This is a genomic window from Ulvibacterium sp., from assembly GCF_965228935.1.
Taxonomy (GTDB): Bacteria; Bacteroidota; Bacteroidia; order Flavobacteriales; family Flavobacteriaceae; genus Ulvibacterium.
The window spans coordinates 4780134-4796736 of the sequence record NZ_OZ245846.1; the positions used below are offsets into that span (position 1 = coordinate 4780134).

At 40.8% G+C, this 16603-nt stretch carries 17 protein-coding genes; 9 read left to right on the forward strand and 8 right to left on the reverse strand.

What is annotated here, in order from left to right; all coding sequences use genetic code 11:
- Nucleotide 1: 1 nt before the first annotated feature.
- Together ACO06Y_RS20095 and ACO06Y_RS20100 are read right to left on the reverse strand one after the other, a co-directional pair.
- On the reverse strand, nt 2-232 hold the full coding sequence (locus ACO06Y_RS20095) for a hypothetical protein (protein WP_422080835.1): 231 nt from the start codon (nt 230-232) through the stop codon (nt 2-4).
- Between the two features lie 23 nt (nt 233-255).
- Nucleotides 256-1416, reverse strand: coding sequence for a THUMP domain-containing class I SAM-dependent RNA methyltransferase (locus ACO06Y_RS20100; protein WP_422080836.1), 1161 nt, complete (start codon nt 1414-1416; stop codon nt 256-258).
- Between the two features lie 95 nt (nt 1417-1511).
- On the opposite strand from ACO06Y_RS20100, the gene ACO06Y_RS20105 reads away from it, so the two are divergent.
- The 5 genes from ACO06Y_RS20105 (at nt 1512) to ACO06Y_RS20125 (ending at nt 7039) form a co-directional block, all read left to right on the forward strand.
- Nucleotides 1512-2183: a ZIP family metal transporter gene (locus ACO06Y_RS20105; protein ID WP_422080837.1), complete on the forward strand. Its 672-nt coding sequence runs from the start codon at nt 1512-1514 to the stop codon at nt 2181-2183.
- A 305-nt stretch (nt 2184-2488) separates the two neighbouring features.
- On the forward strand, nt 2489-2827 hold the full coding sequence (locus tag ACO06Y_RS20110) for a PadR family transcriptional regulator (RefSeq protein WP_422080838.1): 339 nt from the start codon (nt 2489-2491) through the stop codon (nt 2825-2827).
- A gap of 49 nt (nt 2828-2876) precedes the next feature.
- A complete protein-coding gene (locus tag ACO06Y_RS20115) occupies nt 2877-5609 on the forward strand; it encodes an ABC transporter permease (protein ID WP_422080839.1) in 2733 nt (910 codons plus the stop codon).
- Between the two features lie 205 nt (nt 5610-5814).
- Nucleotides 5815-6369: a redoxin domain-containing protein gene (locus ACO06Y_RS20120; protein ID WP_422080840.1), complete on the forward strand. Its 555-nt coding sequence runs from the start codon at nt 5815-5817 to the stop codon at nt 6367-6369.
- A 19-nt stretch (nt 6370-6388) separates the two neighbouring features.
- Nucleotides 6389-7039 (forward strand): thioredoxin family protein, encoded by a 651-nt coding sequence (locus ACO06Y_RS20125; RefSeq protein ID WP_422080841.1) that lies wholly within the window; start codon nt 6389-6391, stop codon nt 7037-7039.
- A gap of 76 nt (nt 7040-7115) precedes the next feature.
- Here ACO06Y_RS20125 and ACO06Y_RS20130 read toward each other — a convergent pair whose 3' ends face one another.
- Both ACO06Y_RS20130 and ACO06Y_RS20135 read right to left on the reverse strand, forming a co-directional pair.
- Entirely contained in the window at nt 7116-8495 is a 1380-nt protein-coding gene (locus tag ACO06Y_RS20130) for an APC family permease (RefSeq protein ID WP_422080842.1), read from the reverse strand.
- Between the two features lie 6 nt (nt 8496-8501).
- Nucleotides 8502-9173, reverse strand: a complete 672-nt coding sequence (locus ACO06Y_RS20135) for an O-methyltransferase (protein WP_422080843.1) — start codon at nt 9171-9173, stop codon at nt 8502-8504.
- A 414-nt stretch (nt 9174-9587) separates the two neighbouring features.
- Between ACO06Y_RS20135 and ACO06Y_RS20140 the strand changes: the two genes are divergently transcribed.
- Nucleotides 9588-10598: a serine hydrolase domain-containing protein gene (locus tag ACO06Y_RS20140; protein ID WP_422080844.1), complete on the forward strand. Its 1011-nt coding sequence runs from the start codon at nt 9588-9590 to the stop codon at nt 10596-10598.
- Between the two features lie 194 nt (nt 10599-10792).
- Entirely contained in the window at nt 10793-10933 is a 141-nt protein-coding gene (locus ACO06Y_RS20145; protein ID WP_422080845.1) for a hypothetical protein, read from the forward strand.
- Here ACO06Y_RS20145 and ACO06Y_RS20150 read toward each other — a convergent pair.
- The 4 genes from ACO06Y_RS20150 to ACO06Y_RS20165 all read right to left on the reverse strand — a co-directional run bounded on the left by ACO06Y_RS20150 (nt 10908) and on the right by ACO06Y_RS20165 (nt 14331).
- A complete protein-coding gene (locus ACO06Y_RS20150; RefSeq protein WP_422080847.1) occupies nt 10908-11396 on the reverse strand; it encodes a hypothetical protein in 489 nt (162 codons plus the stop codon). The genes ACO06Y_RS20145 and ACO06Y_RS20150 overlap by 26 nt on opposite strands.
- Before the next feature lie 322 nt (nt 11397-11718).
- Complete coding sequence (locus ACO06Y_RS20155) at nt 11719-12171, reverse strand: hypothetical protein (RefSeq protein WP_422080848.1); 453 nt, start codon at nt 12169-12171, stop codon at nt 11719-11721.
- A gap of 83 nt (nt 12172-12254) precedes the next feature.
- On the reverse strand, nt 12255-13640 hold the full coding sequence (locus tag ACO06Y_RS20160; RefSeq protein WP_422080849.1) for a sensor histidine kinase: 1386 nt from the start codon (nt 13638-13640) through the stop codon (nt 12255-12257).
- A complete protein-coding gene (locus tag ACO06Y_RS20165) occupies nt 13630-14331 on the reverse strand; it encodes a response regulator transcription factor (protein ID WP_422080850.1) in 702 nt (233 codons plus the stop codon). Before ACO06Y_RS20165 ends, ACO06Y_RS20160 begins: the two co-directional genes overlap by 11 nt.
- A 288-nt stretch (nt 14332-14619) precedes the next feature.
- Between ACO06Y_RS20165 and ACO06Y_RS20170 the strand changes: the two genes are divergently transcribed.
- Both ACO06Y_RS20170 and ACO06Y_RS20175 read left to right on the forward strand, forming a co-directional pair.
- Nucleotides 14620-15225: a TetR/AcrR family transcriptional regulator gene (locus ACO06Y_RS20170; protein WP_422080851.1), complete on the forward strand. Its 606-nt coding sequence runs from the start codon at nt 14620-14622 to the stop codon at nt 15223-15225.
- 97 nt (nt 15226-15322) lie between these two features.
- Nucleotides 15323-16597 (forward strand): TolC family protein, encoded by a 1275-nt coding sequence (locus tag ACO06Y_RS20175; RefSeq protein ID WP_422080852.1) that lies wholly within the window; start codon nt 15323-15325, stop codon nt 16595-16597.
- The last annotated feature ends 6 nt before the right edge of the window (nt 16598-16603 follow it).

A 16603-nucleotide genomic window follows, 5' to 3' on the forward strand; every position in this document is an offset into this window, starting at 1 on the left:
TTTATAGTTCCCGTATTCCCTTTATAAAAATCCATTTCATTAACACCTTTTCACCTTCTTCGGTCTGGATGGCCCCAAATTTAGGGGCCAACACGTTCGCAATGATGGCAGAGGTCACTGCCAAGAAAATTCGATTGATGGGTAAAAAATGTCCCAAAATCAATCGGGCAATAAGGAACAAGGTTACAAAAGCGATAAAATTGAATAAAAGGGCCTTATACTTGGGTCGCATGGTTTAGAGAGGTTTCGAACGAATTATGGGGACTGGTATTTTGCCTTCTTACTTCCTTCATACATTACATATTTTACCAAACGCGATTCCAAATGACTATTGAAAACCTTGATCTTTCGCGAAGGTCGCAGGCCTACATGCTTCAAGGCTTCCAAATTAGAGGTGATGAACCAGGCATCCGTACCCGGATATCTCTGTTTTAAGGTATCTCCAATAGCCCCATAGAACTTCTTCATATCCAGGTTCAAACGTTCCCCATAGGGTGGATTGAATACCATATGTAACCTCCCCTCGGTAAACTTTTCCGTGGCAAAAAAGTTCTTTTGTTCTATGGTAACATATTCGGAAAGGTTTGCATTTTCAATGTTATCCTGTGCTTTACGCACTGCTGAAGGAGCTTTGTCATAACCTACTATCCTGAAAGGGAACTCCCGAGCCTTGTTTAAACTGGACTCCAAAATCGTATTATAAAGTCTGGAATCAAAATCGTACCATTTTTCAAAGGCAAAACCCTTTCGATTGATATTTGCCGGAATGTTGCACGCAATCATTGCCGCTTCGATCAATAAGGTACCGCTACCACACATGGGATCCAGAAAATGAGACCGGCCATCCCAACCACTCAATAGAAGTAACCCAGCGGCCAGCACCTCATTTATCGGGGCGATATTAGTAGCGGAGCGATAGCCCCTATGGTGCAGGGAATTCCCGGAACTGTCCACGGAAACATTACAATGTTCGTGCTGTATATGGATGTTTATCCGGATGTCCGGGTTCTTGATATCCACATTGGGTCGCTTCCCATCCAAGGCTCGAAACTTATCCGCAATAGCGTCCTTTACCTTTTGGGAAACATAGAGGGAGTGCGTAAACTTATCCGAATGCAGGGTAGTATCTATGGCAAACGTCGAATCTACGGAAAGATAGTCCGACCAGTCCATGGCATAAATCTTTCGATACAAGTCATGGGCATTACGGATGGAAAAGGAATATATGGGCTTAACGATCTTTATGGCCGTACGAAGGCATAGGTTGGCCTTGTACATAAATCCGATATCCCCTTCAAAGGACACATTTCGCGTACCGATTTTTACGTTCCCGGCACCTAGATTGCGTAATTCCTTAGCCAATATCTCCTCAAAACCGAACAAGGTCTTAGCCACCATGGTAAAGTTGTTGCCCATTCTTTGTTATCAAATTGAATCAAAAATACAGTATTTTTGAGCCTTATGGATTTATGTTTACCTAAATCCCAAAAACAACCTAACCCAATTATCTGTTGAAGTATCTTTTGCTCGTTCTCGCTGTATTGCTGAGTTTTGGTTTTGTAGTTCTTTTTAAACCAAAAAACAAAGCAAATTTTAAACTCCTCCTGGCCTTTAGTGGAGCATTTTTATTGGCTTTGACCCTTTTTGAGCTTTTTCCAAAGGCCTATGTAAACTCCAATGCAAAAATCATTGGGGTCTTCATTATGTTGGGAATCCTTCTCCAAATATTTTTGGAATTTTTCTCCAAGGGCGCGGAACATGGTCATATCCACATGAACGAGGAAAAGACACTATTTCCTTGGCTTTTATTCGTTAGCTTGTCCGTACATGCTTTTCTGGAAGGTTTCCCGGTTCAAGAAAATGATACCATTATGTATGGTATATTGGTTCATAAAGTTCCCATAGCCATTATTCTGGGCATCTTTCTTTTAGGCTCTAAAATACGAATGGTCTATGCCCTGTTGTTCATAGGGCTTTTTGCATTGATGACCCCCTTGGGCAGTTTTTTTGCGACCAATGTCGACTTCGTATCCCCTTATTTAAGTTATATCAATGCCGTGGTAATCGGGGTTTTTTTGCATATCTCCACGGTCATTCTTTTTGAAAGTTCCGAAGGCCATACCTTCAACATTCGGAAATTATTGGTTATCGTTTTGGGAATAGTTATAGCATATCTACTGTGATGACATGTTTGGGCCCTTGTTTTCGTCCGTCAATCTTAGCGTTTTTCAAAATCAAGTATGGGAATGCCCTAAAAATCGAGTTAAGGGATTTGTAAAAAACATGAATTGGGTACCCTAAAAGCATTTAATAATTTATCAGGAATGTTTTCCTAAATATGACTTTGGATGAATCATATGCCTTAAAAATCATGCTTATTTTTAATTAATTACTATTTTGTAGAATAAATAAAATATTTCTCTTATATTTGTTCTACAATTAAGTAATTTATATTTGGGTATAAAAAGACAAGACATAAAACTAAATCATGAAAGATGCGCGTTTAGGGGAATTCGAAGAGATTATCCTTTTGTTGGTGGGAATACTTGAAAAACAGGCGTATGCCTTCCGGATTGCAGAGGAGTTTGAGTCCCAGACCGGAAAATCCGTTTCTATTGGAGCGACCCATTCCACACTCGATAGACTTTGTAAAAAAGGATTCTTGACCTCGGAGTTAGGGGAACCCACCGCCATAAGAGGTGGACGCAGGAAAAGGATCTATACCATTTCCGCATCAGGTCAGCGGGCATTAATTACGTCCCGAGATCTTCGAACTTCCCTATGGAACCAGTATCCTGCCTTTGCCAAGCTTTCGCTAAACCTTTGAATATACCCTAAAATAAAAATCTGCCCATACTAAGTCATACCAAGTTTAGATGTCCAAAAAAAAGAACATACCACCAAGATTTGCAAAGAGGTTATTAAGCTGGTTCATCAAGGATGAATTTAGGGAAGAAGTCTTGGGCGATTTAAGGGAAAGGTTCCACGAAATGGCAAAAAGGAAATCCTCTTTACGGGCCCGGTTGGATTACTGGTATCAAATCTTAAATTATTTAAGGCCTTTCGCCCTGCGAAAATCAGCATTGTTTATAAGCGCGAACTACGGTATGTATCGTAGCCATTTTAAAGTGGGGTGGCGTAACCTTTTTCGCCATAAATGGAACTCATTGATCAACATTGGGGGTTTGGCCATAGGCATGGGGGTTTGTCTATTGATATGGCAGTACATCCATTTTGAGTCGAGTTACGATCGTTTCCATAAGAATTTCCAAAGCCTATATCGCGTAATCATTGATGAGACCCATAACGGGATCGATTCAGGGCCAGGACCATATACGACCTATAAGCTAGGGGAAAAAGCAAAGGAAGAGATTCCCGAAGTGGCACAATATGTACGATTTTATGCATCGGAATATAGTGCCGTAATCAACAGTTCCGGTACGGACAGACGTTTTAATGAGGAAGGCCATACTATGGCCTTTGTTGACAGTACTTTTCTAAAAGTGTTCAATTTCCCATTGGAACAGGGCGATAAAGAATCCGCATTGGACGGGATACACAACATTGTGATTACCAAAAAAATGGCCCACAAATATTTTGGAAGTAAAGACCCCATGGGAAAGACATTGGAGATAGAGGACGGCTCCTCATCGGGAACATGTATTGTTACCGGAGTGCTGAAGGAACTACCCATAAACGGTCATTTGCAATTTGAATTCTTGAGACCCATTGAAAATCTCTGGGAATTGGGCAATGGAGGGTCTGTGAATAGATATGGAGGGTGGGCCCGTGAATGGTTCGGAACCTATCTCAAGGTCAAGGAATCGGCCGACTTGAAGGTCGTACAGGAAAAATTGGACAACCTCATCACCGTGAACAAAGCGCAATGGAACGACCCCGAAAATATAGTGGAAAAGACCCGCCTACAACCCATCACCAATATACACTTAAAATCGGATGCCTATACGCATCCAGATTATTCCGATGATAAAGGGAATATAGCGAACATCCAAATCTTTGCACTCATAGCATGCTTCATTCTCTTCATCGGTTGGATCAACTATGTTAATCTTTCTACGGCCCGCTCCATGACAAGGGCAAAGGAAGTGGGTATTCGTAAATCCATAGGGGCATTAAAAAGGCAATTGGTCGGACAATTCATTATGGAATCGGTACTCGTAAATTCGATTTCCGGGATTCTGGCCATTGGAATTGCCTTTTTAATGCTTCCTGCCTTGGGCAATGTCATTGGAAAGGAATTACACCTCCTTCTTTTGCAGACCACGGATTTTTGGATGTGGTTTTTCACAATTATAGTTGGTGGCTCCATATTGTCCGGTCTATATCCTGCCTTTGTGCTCTCCGCTTATAAACCCATCTCTATTTTGGGTGCCAAAAGAATCTTCCGGGGCGGTAATTTGAATTTACGTAAGGGCTTGATTACGTTTCAATTTCTTACCTCGATTACATTGGTAGCAGGTACGTATTTGGTCTATAAACAGATTACCTATATGAGAGCTCGTGAATTGGGAATGGACATCGAAAGGATTCTGGTCGTAAAAGGGCCTAAAGTCCTTTTAAACGGCCCGGAAGTAACTGATGGTACGGATATGGTGCAAATAAGGGCCGCAAATGCCTACGCCAGATCCAAATTTCTTGCTTTCCAGGAAGAAGTAGTAGGGCATCCTGCCATCAATGGTGTTACCGGCTCCCGTCTAGTGCCCGGTAAAGTCCAGGATTTATCCATCAACCATTTGAGAATCTGGGGAGAACCTGAAAATAAGGGGCGTCAAGTTTGGGTCATCAATACGGGAATGAATTTTATAAAGACCTATAACCTAAAGCTAACAGCAGGAAAATTGTTTACGACGGATATGCCGGATGATAGTTTTGTAATACTCAATGAAGAGGCCGTAAAGACCTTCGGATTCAAGTCTTCCCAAAGTGCGATACAACAACAGATTACCTACGGCAGTTCCCCAATGCCAATAGTGGGGGTAGTGAAAAATTTTCATTGGCAATCCCCAAGGAGCCCGCATAGCCCCATTGTACTTCGATTTGATGGAGGGGCCAACAACTATATATCGTTTAGGATAGGTTCTGCGGATATTGGTCGATCAATTGATCATATTCAAAAAGTGTACAAAGCTGTCTATCCTGAAAATGCATTCGATTATTTCTTTTTGAACGAAGACTTTAATAACCAATATAAGTCCGATATTCAATTTGGCAATCTGTTCCTGGTCTTTTCCATTCTTGCTATTTTTTTAGCTTGTATTGGTTTATTTGCCCTGGTTTCCTATTCTGCAGTCCTAAGAACAAAAGAAATAGGGATACGAAAGGTCCATGGGGCAAGTACCCTAAAAATTGCCGTGTTGCTTTCCAAGGAATATTTGTTCCTCCTATTGATTGCCATCTTGGTTTCGATACCGGTAATTGTACATTGGGGTGAAATATGGTTGGAGAATTATGCCTTCAGGACCACATTTGGAGTTGATCATTTTTTGGTGCCCGTATTGGTAATGCTATGCATTGCATTATTTACCGTAGGCCAAAAAACATATGCCGCGGCCAAAATGAATCCTGTCGATTCCCTGAAGACCGAGTAACTGAACCTTTCCAGAATAAAAGAATTATGGGTTATAGAAGGAAAGTTTTCGTGAAATCCCAATTTCTTGATTACTACTTACATATTTCATCGTTAACGTTTTTTTGGCTAAGGATCTCGTTTAAAATCGTTTACTTGTATAGGGAATTTGAAAAAAAATCAGTACAGTGCCGTACCTAAAACATACTAATGCAAAACTATTTTGCTTGGTTTTGGTATGGATTCTCTTTGCTGCTTGCAAGGACAAAAGTACAAGGGAAGCGGATCACGAAGTAGCAGCATCTTATAATCCACCAAATGAAAAAGGTGAAAATTGGCCCAGTCCGGATTTCCAGGCGGATGGAATTTTCATTTATGAGAAATTCAACAACCTGGAGCCCCTGTTCCGATTTGATAACGATACCACCTATGTCATCAATTTTTGGGCCACCTGGTGTAAACCATGTATAAAGGAATTGCCTTATTTTGAAGAGCTCAATTCAGGATATACCCATAAAAAAGTAAAGGTAGTCCTGATCAGTCTCGATTTTCCAAAACAAGTAGAAAGCAATTTAGTGCCTTTTGTACAAAAGAAGCAGTTGAAATCCAAAGTAGTGGCACTTCTGGATGGTAACTACAATGAATGGATAGACAAGGTTTCCCCGGATTGGTCGGGGGCCATACCCGCCACTTATATCTACAAAGGAGAACAAAACCATCTAGCAGGCGAGCCTTTTGAAAATTTTGAGGAATTGGAAAAATTCATAAAACCCTTTTTATAAACCCGTAAAACGCTATATCATGAAAAAGCTATTTCTGTTTTCGATGTCCCTGGTATTGTTTTCTTTCGCCATGCCTACGCCATTTATGCTTCATGGCAACAATGAAATCGTTGATTTTAATTCGGAGGGAGTCGGTGTTGGGGACAAAGCCCCGAATTTTAACTTAAAAAATATTGATGGTAAGGTATACTCCTTGGATAATATCACCGATGCCAATGGAAATAAGCCTAAAGGCTTTATCGTAGTCTTTACTTGCAATACCTGTCCCTATGCCCAAGCCTACGAGCAACGGCTTATTGATCTCCACAATACCTATTCCCCGAAAGGATATCCCTTGGTGGCTATTCAACCCAACGATCCTACCTTGAAGCCCGGTGACAGTTTTGAGGCGATGAAAAAGAATGCGCAGGCCAAAGATTTTCCCTTTCTCTACCTTTTTGACGATGGACAGGAGGTCTTTCCAAAATATGGGGCTACCAAGACCCCTGAGGTATTTTTGGTCGATGCCGACCGCATTGTACGCTACCATGGGGCCGTGGACGACAACCCGCGTGATGGTGGCAACGTTAATGAAAGATTTGTTGAAAAAGCCATTCAGGCTATCGACAAGGGAAAAGATCCCGATGTAAAAGTTACAAAGGCCATCGGTTGCGGAATCAAAAAAGCCTGATCTTTATTGATATGCCATAATGGACAATTATCAAATTTCATGTGCCCTTGGCTCCGGACAGCCTCTTACGTTATTTTCAATTTTCGGAACGGTTACCAGGGGCCTTGGAATCCGTATGGCGTTGTAGGTATTTAAACGCAACAAAAATAGGGATGCCCGCCAACAGGGAAAGTAAGGCTATGGAGGATTCCATCGGGCGTTCGAAAAAGGCCAAAATCAAAATCGAAAGGCTTATCAGGATGTAAAAAACCTGTACCCATGGGTATCCGGGCAGTTTCAATACCGAAAGACCCGATCTTCTCAGTTTGAATAAACCGATAACTGTTAGAATCGGAAAAATTCCGAGTGCGAAGCCCATATAGGTCAATATTTGATCAAAGGTCCCGGAAAGCACCAGTACTATGGATGCCAATGCCTGGGTAAGAATCGCCTTGGAGGGAACCTTAAAAACAGGATGTACCTTAGCCAAGAATTTAAAGAAATAGCCATCCTTGGCCATGGCATAATAGACCCTTGGCCCTATGATGATAAAGGCGCTTAAGGAAGAAAAAAGCGCAAAGGAAATCAATAGGGAAATTATGGTATCCGTAGAACTGCCGAATAAGTTGTTGACCGCCAACCCACCAATAGCGATGACCCCTTTCATATCCGCTGGGGGAATGGCATAGACGAACAATATGTTTAACAGCACATATAACAACGTAACGATCAAGGTCCCTATAATCAGGGATTTGGCCAGATTTTTTTTGGGATCTTTAATTTCCGAGCCAACATATACCGATGCGTTCCATCCACTATAGGCAAACATGATCCACATTAATGATAGACCGGCCGTTTTCCAACTTCCGAAATCCGAGCTTGTCGCTACTTGGTCCGTAAAATGGGATAGGTCGCCTTTGCCCCAAAGGAAGCCTATGACCAGTAAACCGATTACCAAGGTTACCTTAAATAGGGTTAGATAATTCTGGACTTTGGCCCCAAACTTAATTCCCCTGAGGTGTACCATGGAAAATACGAGAATTACAAAAATGGAAACCAGTTTCTTGTTGGTGTCCATGGAAAGGCCCATGGTTGAACCGAGTTGCGGAAAAGCTCGAAAAAAATATGCACTAAAACCGATGGCAGAAGCGGCAATAGGTGCCGAAAACCCCGCAATAAAGGATGCCCATCCGCTTAAAAAGCCATATAGGGGATGAAACAGCTTGGACAGAAAATTGTACTCTCCCCCAGCCTGGGGCATAGCGGCCCCCAATTCGCCATAACTCAGGGCACCACATAAGGCCAGAACGCCACCGACCCCCCAAAGAAGAAGCAGTAGCCATGGATTACCAACATCGCCCATCAAAAGGCCCGAGGTCGTAAAAATACCGGCCCCGATCATATTGGCGATTACGATGTTCGTCAATGAAAAAAAACCCAGGCTACGGCGAAGCTTATCTTTTTCCTTTCTGGCCAAGCGAATCTAATTTTTGTAACTGATGGCCAAACCTCCTCCGGAATTATCCACGGTGGTGGTAAAGGTATCCAGGCCCATAACATACTCCAGGTACTCTTTTGTCCCCCGCATTCCCCGTTGATCTGTACCTTTTGGCCGTACGTTGTGGGCGGTAAAGCACCCCCCTCTTTCCAGCTTTGGTGCGACATCCTTAAAATAGTTGATGTACCAGCCTTTATCGGCATCACTAAATACAAAATCGAAGGTACCGCTCAATTCCTTGACCAACTCATGTGCATCGGCAAGCCGGGCATCGACATAATCCAACAATCCTGCCTCTTTAAGATTGGCAAGGGCTTGTTTGTGACGGGTCTCATCGATATCGATAGTGATCAATTTTCCCCCGGTCTTACTGAACGCCCAGGCAATCCATATGGTGGAATGTCCGGTGGATGTACCTATTTCCAAACCTTTGGTGTAGCCATTTTTTAGGATGATGTCATAAAGCAGTTTTCCATCGGATGAAGGTACATTCATGTCGCGCCATTTCCCTTTGTGACCCTCCAAGAAGGCCTCTACTTTTTTATCGAGCTCAGTTTTGGGAGCCTTTTCTTGTGATTGTACGTCGGAAACCTGAAAAAACAGCATCAAAAAAAATGAACATAGTATTGTCCCTATTGAAATTCCATTCCCTTTCATTTAATCAATTTTAAAAATAATACATGTCAATGTAGACTTTAAATATATTCATCTTTCTTCTCCATTGCCTTTTTAATCCGCCATCAACAGATTTGTGACCCCGACCGACAGTAGTTTTGGGCAAAAAATAATCTGATTGTCCAAAATAAAGGTTCAGGTCGGTTTTGTTTTCAGCACAACAAATTACAGACATTAATTTAAGGAAAATGGGGTTGCAGCCCAAATCATTGGTTATTCGATCAAAGTGTAAATATTAAGGAAAGGGATGTAACCTTCTAATTTTTGACGACTCTATATAACAAATCTATTTCCTTAATATCATAAACAACCAATATGGGAAATATCAAATCACGGCAAGGTCATTTCTTAGTTATCATTTTAGTATTATCATCTATTTTTTGCCAGGGCCAGATAATGCAGGAAAAAAAGTACTCGCAAATCGACTCAATACTAAGCACCTATTTCAAAAAAGGGCAGTTTCAGGGCGCTGTTCTTGTTTCCCAAAGGGGAAAAATTATCTATCAGAACGCTTTTGGGGAATCAAACATGGAATGGGGTACCCAGAACACAATAACTACAAAATACCAGATTGGATCGGTTACTAAGCCTTTTACTGCGATTATGGTCCTCAAAGCCGTTGAAGACGGACTTTTGGATCTAAACGGTAAAATCACTGACTACCTAACAGATTTCCCAAAGATCCAGGGGGATAGGATTACCATACACCATCTCCTATCCCATACCTCCGGTTTGATAGATTTTCCTGACATACAAGGTTTTGAATGGAACTTGGAAAGACTAGGTCACTCTCAGGAAATGATGTTGGCTTATTTTAAGGATGAAGAGTTGAAATTTGAACCTGGGACCGAATTTAGATATAGTAATTTGGGATATTACCTTCTTACCATTATCCTTGAAAATGTCAAGGGACTGGAATTCCGGGAAATACTGCAAACCGAAATTTTTGATGTTGCCAAAATGAAGAACACAAGTGTTTCTGGATTTAGAACCATCTTGGATCAAAGAGCAGAGGGCTATGCAAATACAGGAAAAGAGATTATAAACGCACCTCCTTGGGACCAATCTATCGTAAAGGGATCCGGGGATATGATATCTACCGTGGGAGATTTATTTTTGTTCGACCGATCACTGTTTTCCGAAAAACTGCTTTCCAAGGAATATATGGATATCCTATTTGCGCCAACATTACCTGAAAAGGACAATTATGCATATGGTTGGTTTGTAAGTCTTCCAGATAAACATCCAGGGGCCAAATGGGTACGTCACTCAGGAAGCATCAATGGCTTCAGTGCAATGTTGACACATATTATCGATAATGATAGTGTCATCATTCTACTGGCAAATCTTCACGGTGTTAATACCATGAACATCACCGAGGAGATAAAAAGAATACTCTTCCAATAGCTCGTTAATCAACGTGGAAAGGTGTTTTGAGATTTTCGCGGGCTCATAAGCAGCATTTTATGTAAACCTAAGAGGTTTTAGGCTATAATGATCTTCTGAGAAATATAACCTAATTTGTAAATGGCATCTTCATTCACACAAAGTATACAAGCCAATGGTTTTCCTAAATTCGATTTTGTTTAAAATGAACAATTATGGAAAATGAGACGGAACAAAAAATCCTTGCAGCGGCCAAGACCATCTTTGTCCAAAAGCGATTGTCCAATATAACCCATGAATTCAACGGTTTGAGCTGTTGTACAAATCCTTTTATGGTTTCCAAGGATAAAAAATGACCATTTGAACAATAATCCCAATAACAATCAGAAAGGCTATCTCCATATTCAGAAGTAATTTGTTCGTATAAAGGGATTTACTCTTTGTCTTTAAAAGTTGTTTGCGCTTCGTGAATTTGGCATTCGCTATACTATCCAAGTTCAACATTATATAATCCAGATTTGCATTCATTTTTTGTCGTGTTTGATCAAAGAATTTATTGCTATCCCGGGAAATGGATTTTTCTAGAATCGATAATTCGGAATATCTTTTTTTCAGATCATTGAAACACAATGATTCATTGAATGTGAGTTTTGTATTGCCAAGATTGGCCAACTCTTGTTCAATGGTCTTACTTTCCTTGAAATCATCAATGAGCAAAGGATCTTTGCTAAGCCATTGTCGCTTGAGGTTGAACAAGTGGTTGAGCCTATATAGATGGTACTGTGAAACAATATGGCCTTCATATTCGGAATTGCTCATATCCTGTGCTGTTGATAGGCGTCTTTGACTAAGCCGATTGGTACAGATTACCAGGACAAACACCAATAACACAGCTTTAATTGTTCTTAAAATCCGGTATATTTTAGGCACTCTACCCCTATTCTCCATGCTCATTTTAGACACTCTTTCTTACAGTCCTTTTCATTGAAGAATCTCTCTCCGATCACATACTCTCTTGATCTATTGAAGCAGCCAAATTTTGTGACGGAATTTATCTTTTCCCATAAAACTGCGGATTGTGATTTTCCCAAAAACCTGAAAAGCCATTTTGGGAAGCAGAAAGTATTACCCGTCTACCTATTTAAAGGTAGCTATCCGGAACATTCCTTTCAACCGATATACTGTGTACCTCCTTTATATTGTTTTGGATAAGGTGCAAAGGGTCAAAAGCAGAACTGTGAGAAAAGTCTAGAAACCCTTTCTGAGGTACAACCGCCGTTTTAATCTGGTGCCGATCCCTGAAATTTTGAAAGGCAAGGGAGTTTATACCAGTGAATAATTCCATTTCAATATTGTTGATATTGATATAGAATCTATTGACAAGTTGGTTCTTTGCGCTTTTAAACTCCTTACTATTAAGTTCCGCTATAATCCTTCTAGGTGAGAATCTGTAAAATTCCGAATCTGATAGTTCTAATTTATAGGGATATACCAATAAAAGGTCGATAATCTCTTCAGGGTACAACCCAAAAGCATATTCCGCCAACTTTAAAGACCAAACACTAAAATCGGTAGGAATCAATATTTTTCTCATAACACATCTGTTTTATATTGGTAACAATACTAAACATGTGAGGTTAGAAAGGGATAAGAAGGAGATTGGAAAGTCATTAGATTTTAAAAGGCTTTCCCTGAGTTCCCATTAATGGTGGGCAATTGCATCAAGACATGTGTTCCTTTGCCAATTTCTGAATCGATTTGTAATTCCCCGCCATGTAGACGTACTATTTTGTGGGACAAAGGAAGGCCAAAACCAAATCCTTTGTGGCCTCTTGCATTTGAACCTCTTGAAAATGGTTCAAAAACGTTTTTGAGGTCATCCTTGGGAATACCGATACCTTCATCTTTTATGGAGATAAGAATCATATCTTCCTTGACCTGGATACCAAGGTCGATATTTCCGTTTTTCGAGTACTTCAGCGCATTATCCAGAACGTTCAATAATGCCACTCTTATTAGGCGATGGTTTCCCTTGAAGATCAATTTGTTTGAGTCCTCGGGCAAAAATTGAAAGTCACAGTTTATTTTGTTCGAAGTAAGGGCATCAAAGTCCATTTTTAGTTCCATGAGTAGTTCATCGGCCCGTATATTATCGATTATCAGACCTTTGGAGTCGTTTTCGGCATAGGCCAGTTCGAGCAGGGCGTTGATAAGCTCGTTAAGTCTGGAAGCTTCTTTTTCGATAGTCCGAAGAGTGGCAATGTATTCCCGTTCCGTTCTTGCATTACCGAGAGCGACCTCTGTTTGGCCTATAATAGCAGTTAGGGGGTTCTTTAGCTCATGAGAGGCATTGCGCACAAAACTATTTTTCATTTCAAAAGAGTTTTCGAGCCTGTCCAACATGTTATTGAACGTTCGGGATAGCTCACCTAGTTCATCGTTTTTATGCCCATTGACCAATCGTAAATGAAGGTTCTTTGCCCTTATCCTATTAACTTGGCAGGTGATATCCGATATAGGTTTTAAAACCCTTTTGGCATAATATTGGCCTATTACAAAAAGGATAATTAAACTCAGTACGTATACGGTCAACAATGTTTTGGCAAGATTTTGCATTTTTGCAGTCCCATAAAGGTCCTCTGCGGATAGGACTACTATGAAATCTCCTTGGTTGTCCTCATAAAGAATGGCCGTGTAATAGCTTTTCTCAATCCTTACCTCCGCATGGCCAGTACTAAAAACTTCTTCAAAGAATTCCCTTTCCACGGGAAGAGCTTGAGGTGAAATCAAAGCTGATTTCGTCACGTCGACTTCTAGAATCCTTTCTTCTTCATTGGGCAAGATCTGTAAATGCTTTTTGCGTATTTCCTCATATATTCCGGTGCTCAGTTCGTCCTTCTCCAAATAGGCCTGTGCCGCTATCGAGGCCCTCTGACTTAACCGTGAATAAAACTCATTATGAGTATGGTTTTGTACGGAAAAATAGATGGATAAAAAAACCAATAGTAACAGTAAGGCGGAAAGTAGTACAAAGATCAACGTTATTTTGTTCCTAATCTTCATTTTCGTTGGATCCTCGTAAGGTATATCCCATACCAATAATAGTATGGATGAGTTTTGGTTCGTAATTCCGGTCAATTTTGTTTCTCAAATAATTGACATATACATCCACGATATTGGTTCCAAGGTTGAAGTTGATATCCCATACATTTTCAAGAATATCGATACGGCTCAAGACTCTATTTTTATTCCTTAAAAAGAACTCTAGCAGCCGGAACTCCGTGGAGGTCAATTTAATCTCGTTCCCTGACCTCTTCACTATTTTCGCATCTCGATCAAGTACTAAGTCGAATACAGTTAGTTTTTGGTTTGGTCTCACAGTGGGGATATGCCGTCTCGACAATGCCCTAATCCTGGCCAAAAGTTCTTTGAATTTGAAAGGTTTCACCAGATAATCGTCCGCTCCGGAATCTAGCCCTTCGACCACATTTTCTGTTGTACCCAGTGCGGTGAGCATCAAAATAGGCAGGTTCCTACGGTCAAGTTCTCTAACTTTTGAAGCTATCAAGCGTCCGTCCATTCCTGGCAACACAATATCAAGGATTACAAGGTCTATATCCTTTTGACCCAATAGCTCCAGGCCTTGAAGGCCATCATAGGCTAAAAAGACTTCGTAACCTGCTTCGCATAGTCCTTGCGCAATAAATGCGGCAACATTCTGTTCGTCTTCTATAACCAAAATTCGTTTGGCCATTTATGGATGTATTGGATTAGGTTGAACCTTCCAAGGTATCTTAAAACGAATAAAGATAAAAAATGGCTTCTAGTACGTATTGACAATAAGGTTAGAATAACATTAGAATTCTGAAAGCTAATTAAGATTTGAGACAACAGGGATATGATGATCTCGGCCATTTGAACCTTGGCCTGTCCGAACCCTTTTAAATTTTGTCCAAATCTTTATTTGTCCTGTCTTATTTAATACAAAAAAATCTAAAGCCAATAGTTTTCCTAAATTTGATTTTGTTTAAAATGTACGGTTATGCAAAACGAGACGGAACAAAAAATTCTTGAAGCGGCCAAGATCATCTTTATCCAAAAGGGATTTGCCGGGGCACGCATGCAGGAAATTGCGGACAAGGCGGAAATCAATAAGGCCATGTTACACTATTATTTTAAGAGCAAACGCAAATTGTTCGAGGGTATCGTAACCGCCAATGTGCAGATTATGGCCCCAAAACTTTCTGCTGTGCTCAGTACCAACGGCAGCGTGTACGACAAGCTTTGCCTGTTGGTCGATACGTATATCGATACTATTGTCCAAAATCCGGACATGCCCATGTTCCTGTTACATGAAATGGCCCAGGGCAACAAAGATTCCATTGAGAAAATGAAACAGATCATAGACGATGACCATTCCTTATTAAAGTTTATGGATCAAATGCATGAGGAGCAGGAACAGGGGGTTTTAAAACCCGTACCGCCCGAGCATATTATGCTTACCACCATGTCATTGATCGTTTTTCCATTCATAGCACGTCCCATTTTCGAAAGAATGCTGGAAATTCCTTCGGACTTCTACATAAAAATGATGAGTGAGCGAAAACAGATTGTCAAAGAAATCATAAAGTCAAGTTTCGTGAATTAAATTTTTTATATTTGCATTAACCAAATGGTTAATACGGTGTTGGCCGTATATTTTTTAATCCTTAATTAACCATTTGGTTAACCACAATTAATTAAAAATGAATCAGTTAAAACTAACCTATTATTTATTTTTATGTCTCTTTGGTTTTTCCTGCTTTGGTCAGGGCCAATCCAATTCCATCCAACTCTCGGAGGCCTATCTGTTGGCGGAGGAGCACTATCCCCTCATAAAGGACAGTGACCTTATCGACAAAATAGAAGCCATTAATCTAAAAAATATAAGTAAGACCAAACTACCGAAAATAAGCCTTAACGGGCAAGGACAATTGCAGTCGGAGAATATCAATATTCCCCTTGGGGAAAACGCGATAAACGCTCCTTTGGAGACCTACTCGGCCTATGTCGGCATTGATTACGATCTGTATGACGGCGGTATCAAAAAAGCGCAAAAAGCCTCCGAAATTGCATCCGCCAATGTAGAGCGTAAATCCCTTGAAGTACAATTGCGTTCCCTTAAGGACAAGGTAAACGTCATTGTCTTTGTCATTGCCCTCTCTAGAAAGCAAAAACAAATTCTGCAGACTTCCCAAGAGGATTTAAGAGTCAATATTCAAAATCTTCAATCGGGTTTTGAGAATGGTACGGTACTGGAAAGTGAAGTCTCTAAACTAAAGGTCCGCCAATTGGAACTTACCTCCGAAATCATAAGAACGGAAGGGGATATCAAAACCTATATTTCCCTTTTGGAGCAACTAACTGGCAAGACGTTTCCTGAGGATGTGCAATTTGAACTACCCTATGTTGTTCCGACCTTTCGATCGGAAACTATCAATAGGCCCGAAGAAGCGTTATTCGATAATCAAAAGTCCCTGTTTGCCGCCCAGGAAGCGTCCATTGCCGCCAGTACTCGCCCCAAAATATCCCTTTTTGCCCAGGGAGGCATCGGATATCCCAATCCACTGAACTTTTCGGATATCAATACCGCAACCTATGCGCTGGGTGGTGTTAAGCTGAAATGGGATTTCCTGGATTGGGGAAAGGGTAAAAAAGATAGGGAACGCATCAAACTGCAACAGCAACAAATCGAGGTGGACCGTGAGCTCTTTCTTTTTGACATAGATTCGGATCGTATGGAATATCAGGAAAAAATAGCGGCCTTACAGGCCCAGATTAAAAATGACGAGGCCATTGTAGTCATCCAAAAGGATATCTTGGCCCAATCACAAGTGCAATTGGACAACGGGGTTATCAATTCCAGTGATTATGTGACCCAGGTGAACGCCACTCTCAATGCCGAACAACAACTGGAATTCAATAAAATTCAGCTACAACAAACCATCACGAATTATTTAACCTTAATCGGTCAACTATAAATTAAA

What these genes read in the sequence shown, in the direction of transcription:
- ACO06Y_RS20110 (WP_422080838.1), top strand. Translation starts at nt 2,489, where the DNA reads ATGAAAGATGCGCGTTTAGGGGAATTCGAAGAGATTATCCTTTTGTTG.
- ACO06Y_RS20095 (WP_422080835.1), bottom strand. Translation starts at nt 232, where the DNA reads ATGCGACCCAAGTATAAGGCCCTTTTATTCAATTTTATCGCTTTTGTA.
- ACO06Y_RS20160 (WP_422080849.1), bottom strand. Translation starts at nt 13,640, where the DNA reads ATGAAGATTAGGAACAAAATAACGTTGATCTTTGTACTACTTTCCGCC.
- ACO06Y_RS20135 (WP_422080843.1), bottom strand. Translation starts at nt 9,173, where the DNA reads ATGAAAGGGAATGGAATTTCAATAGGGACAATACTATGTTCATTTTTT.
- ACO06Y_RS20145 (WP_422080845.1), top strand. Translation starts at nt 10,793, where the DNA reads ATGGAAAATGAGACGGAACAAAAAATCCTTGCAGCGGCCAAGACCATC.
- ACO06Y_RS20140 (WP_422080844.1), top strand. Translation starts at nt 9,588, where the DNA reads ATGCAGGAAAAAAAGTACTCGCAAATCGACTCAATACTAAGCACCTAT.
- ACO06Y_RS20170 (WP_422080851.1), top strand. Translation starts at nt 14,620, where the DNA reads ATGCAAAACGAGACGGAACAAAAAATTCTTGAAGCGGCCAAGATCATC.
- ACO06Y_RS20115 (WP_422080839.1), top strand. Translation starts at nt 2,877, where the DNA reads ATGTCCAAAAAAAAGAACATACCACCAAGATTTGCAAAGAGGTTATTA.
- ACO06Y_RS20165 (WP_422080850.1), bottom strand. Translation starts at nt 14,331, where the DNA reads ATGGCCAAACGAATTTTGGTTATAGAAGACGAACAGAATGTTGCCGCA.
- ACO06Y_RS20150 (WP_422080847.1), bottom strand. Translation starts at nt 11,396, where the DNA reads ATGAGCAATTCCGAATATGAAGGCCATATTGTTTCACAGTACCATCTA.
- ACO06Y_RS20155 (WP_422080848.1), bottom strand. Translation starts at nt 12,171, where the DNA reads ATGAGAAAAATATTGATTCCTACCGATTTTAGTGTTTGGTCTTTAAAG.
- ACO06Y_RS20100 (WP_422080836.1), bottom strand. Translation starts at nt 1,416, where the DNA reads ATGGGCAACAACTTTACCATGGTGGCTAAGACCTTGTTCGGTTTTGAG.
- ACO06Y_RS20125 (WP_422080841.1), top strand. Translation starts at nt 6,389, where the DNA reads ATGAAAAAGCTATTTCTGTTTTCGATGTCCCTGGTATTGTTTTCTTTC.
- ACO06Y_RS20175 (WP_422080852.1), top strand. Translation starts at nt 15,323, where the DNA reads ATGAATCAGTTAAAACTAACCTATTATTTATTTTTATGTCTCTTTGGT.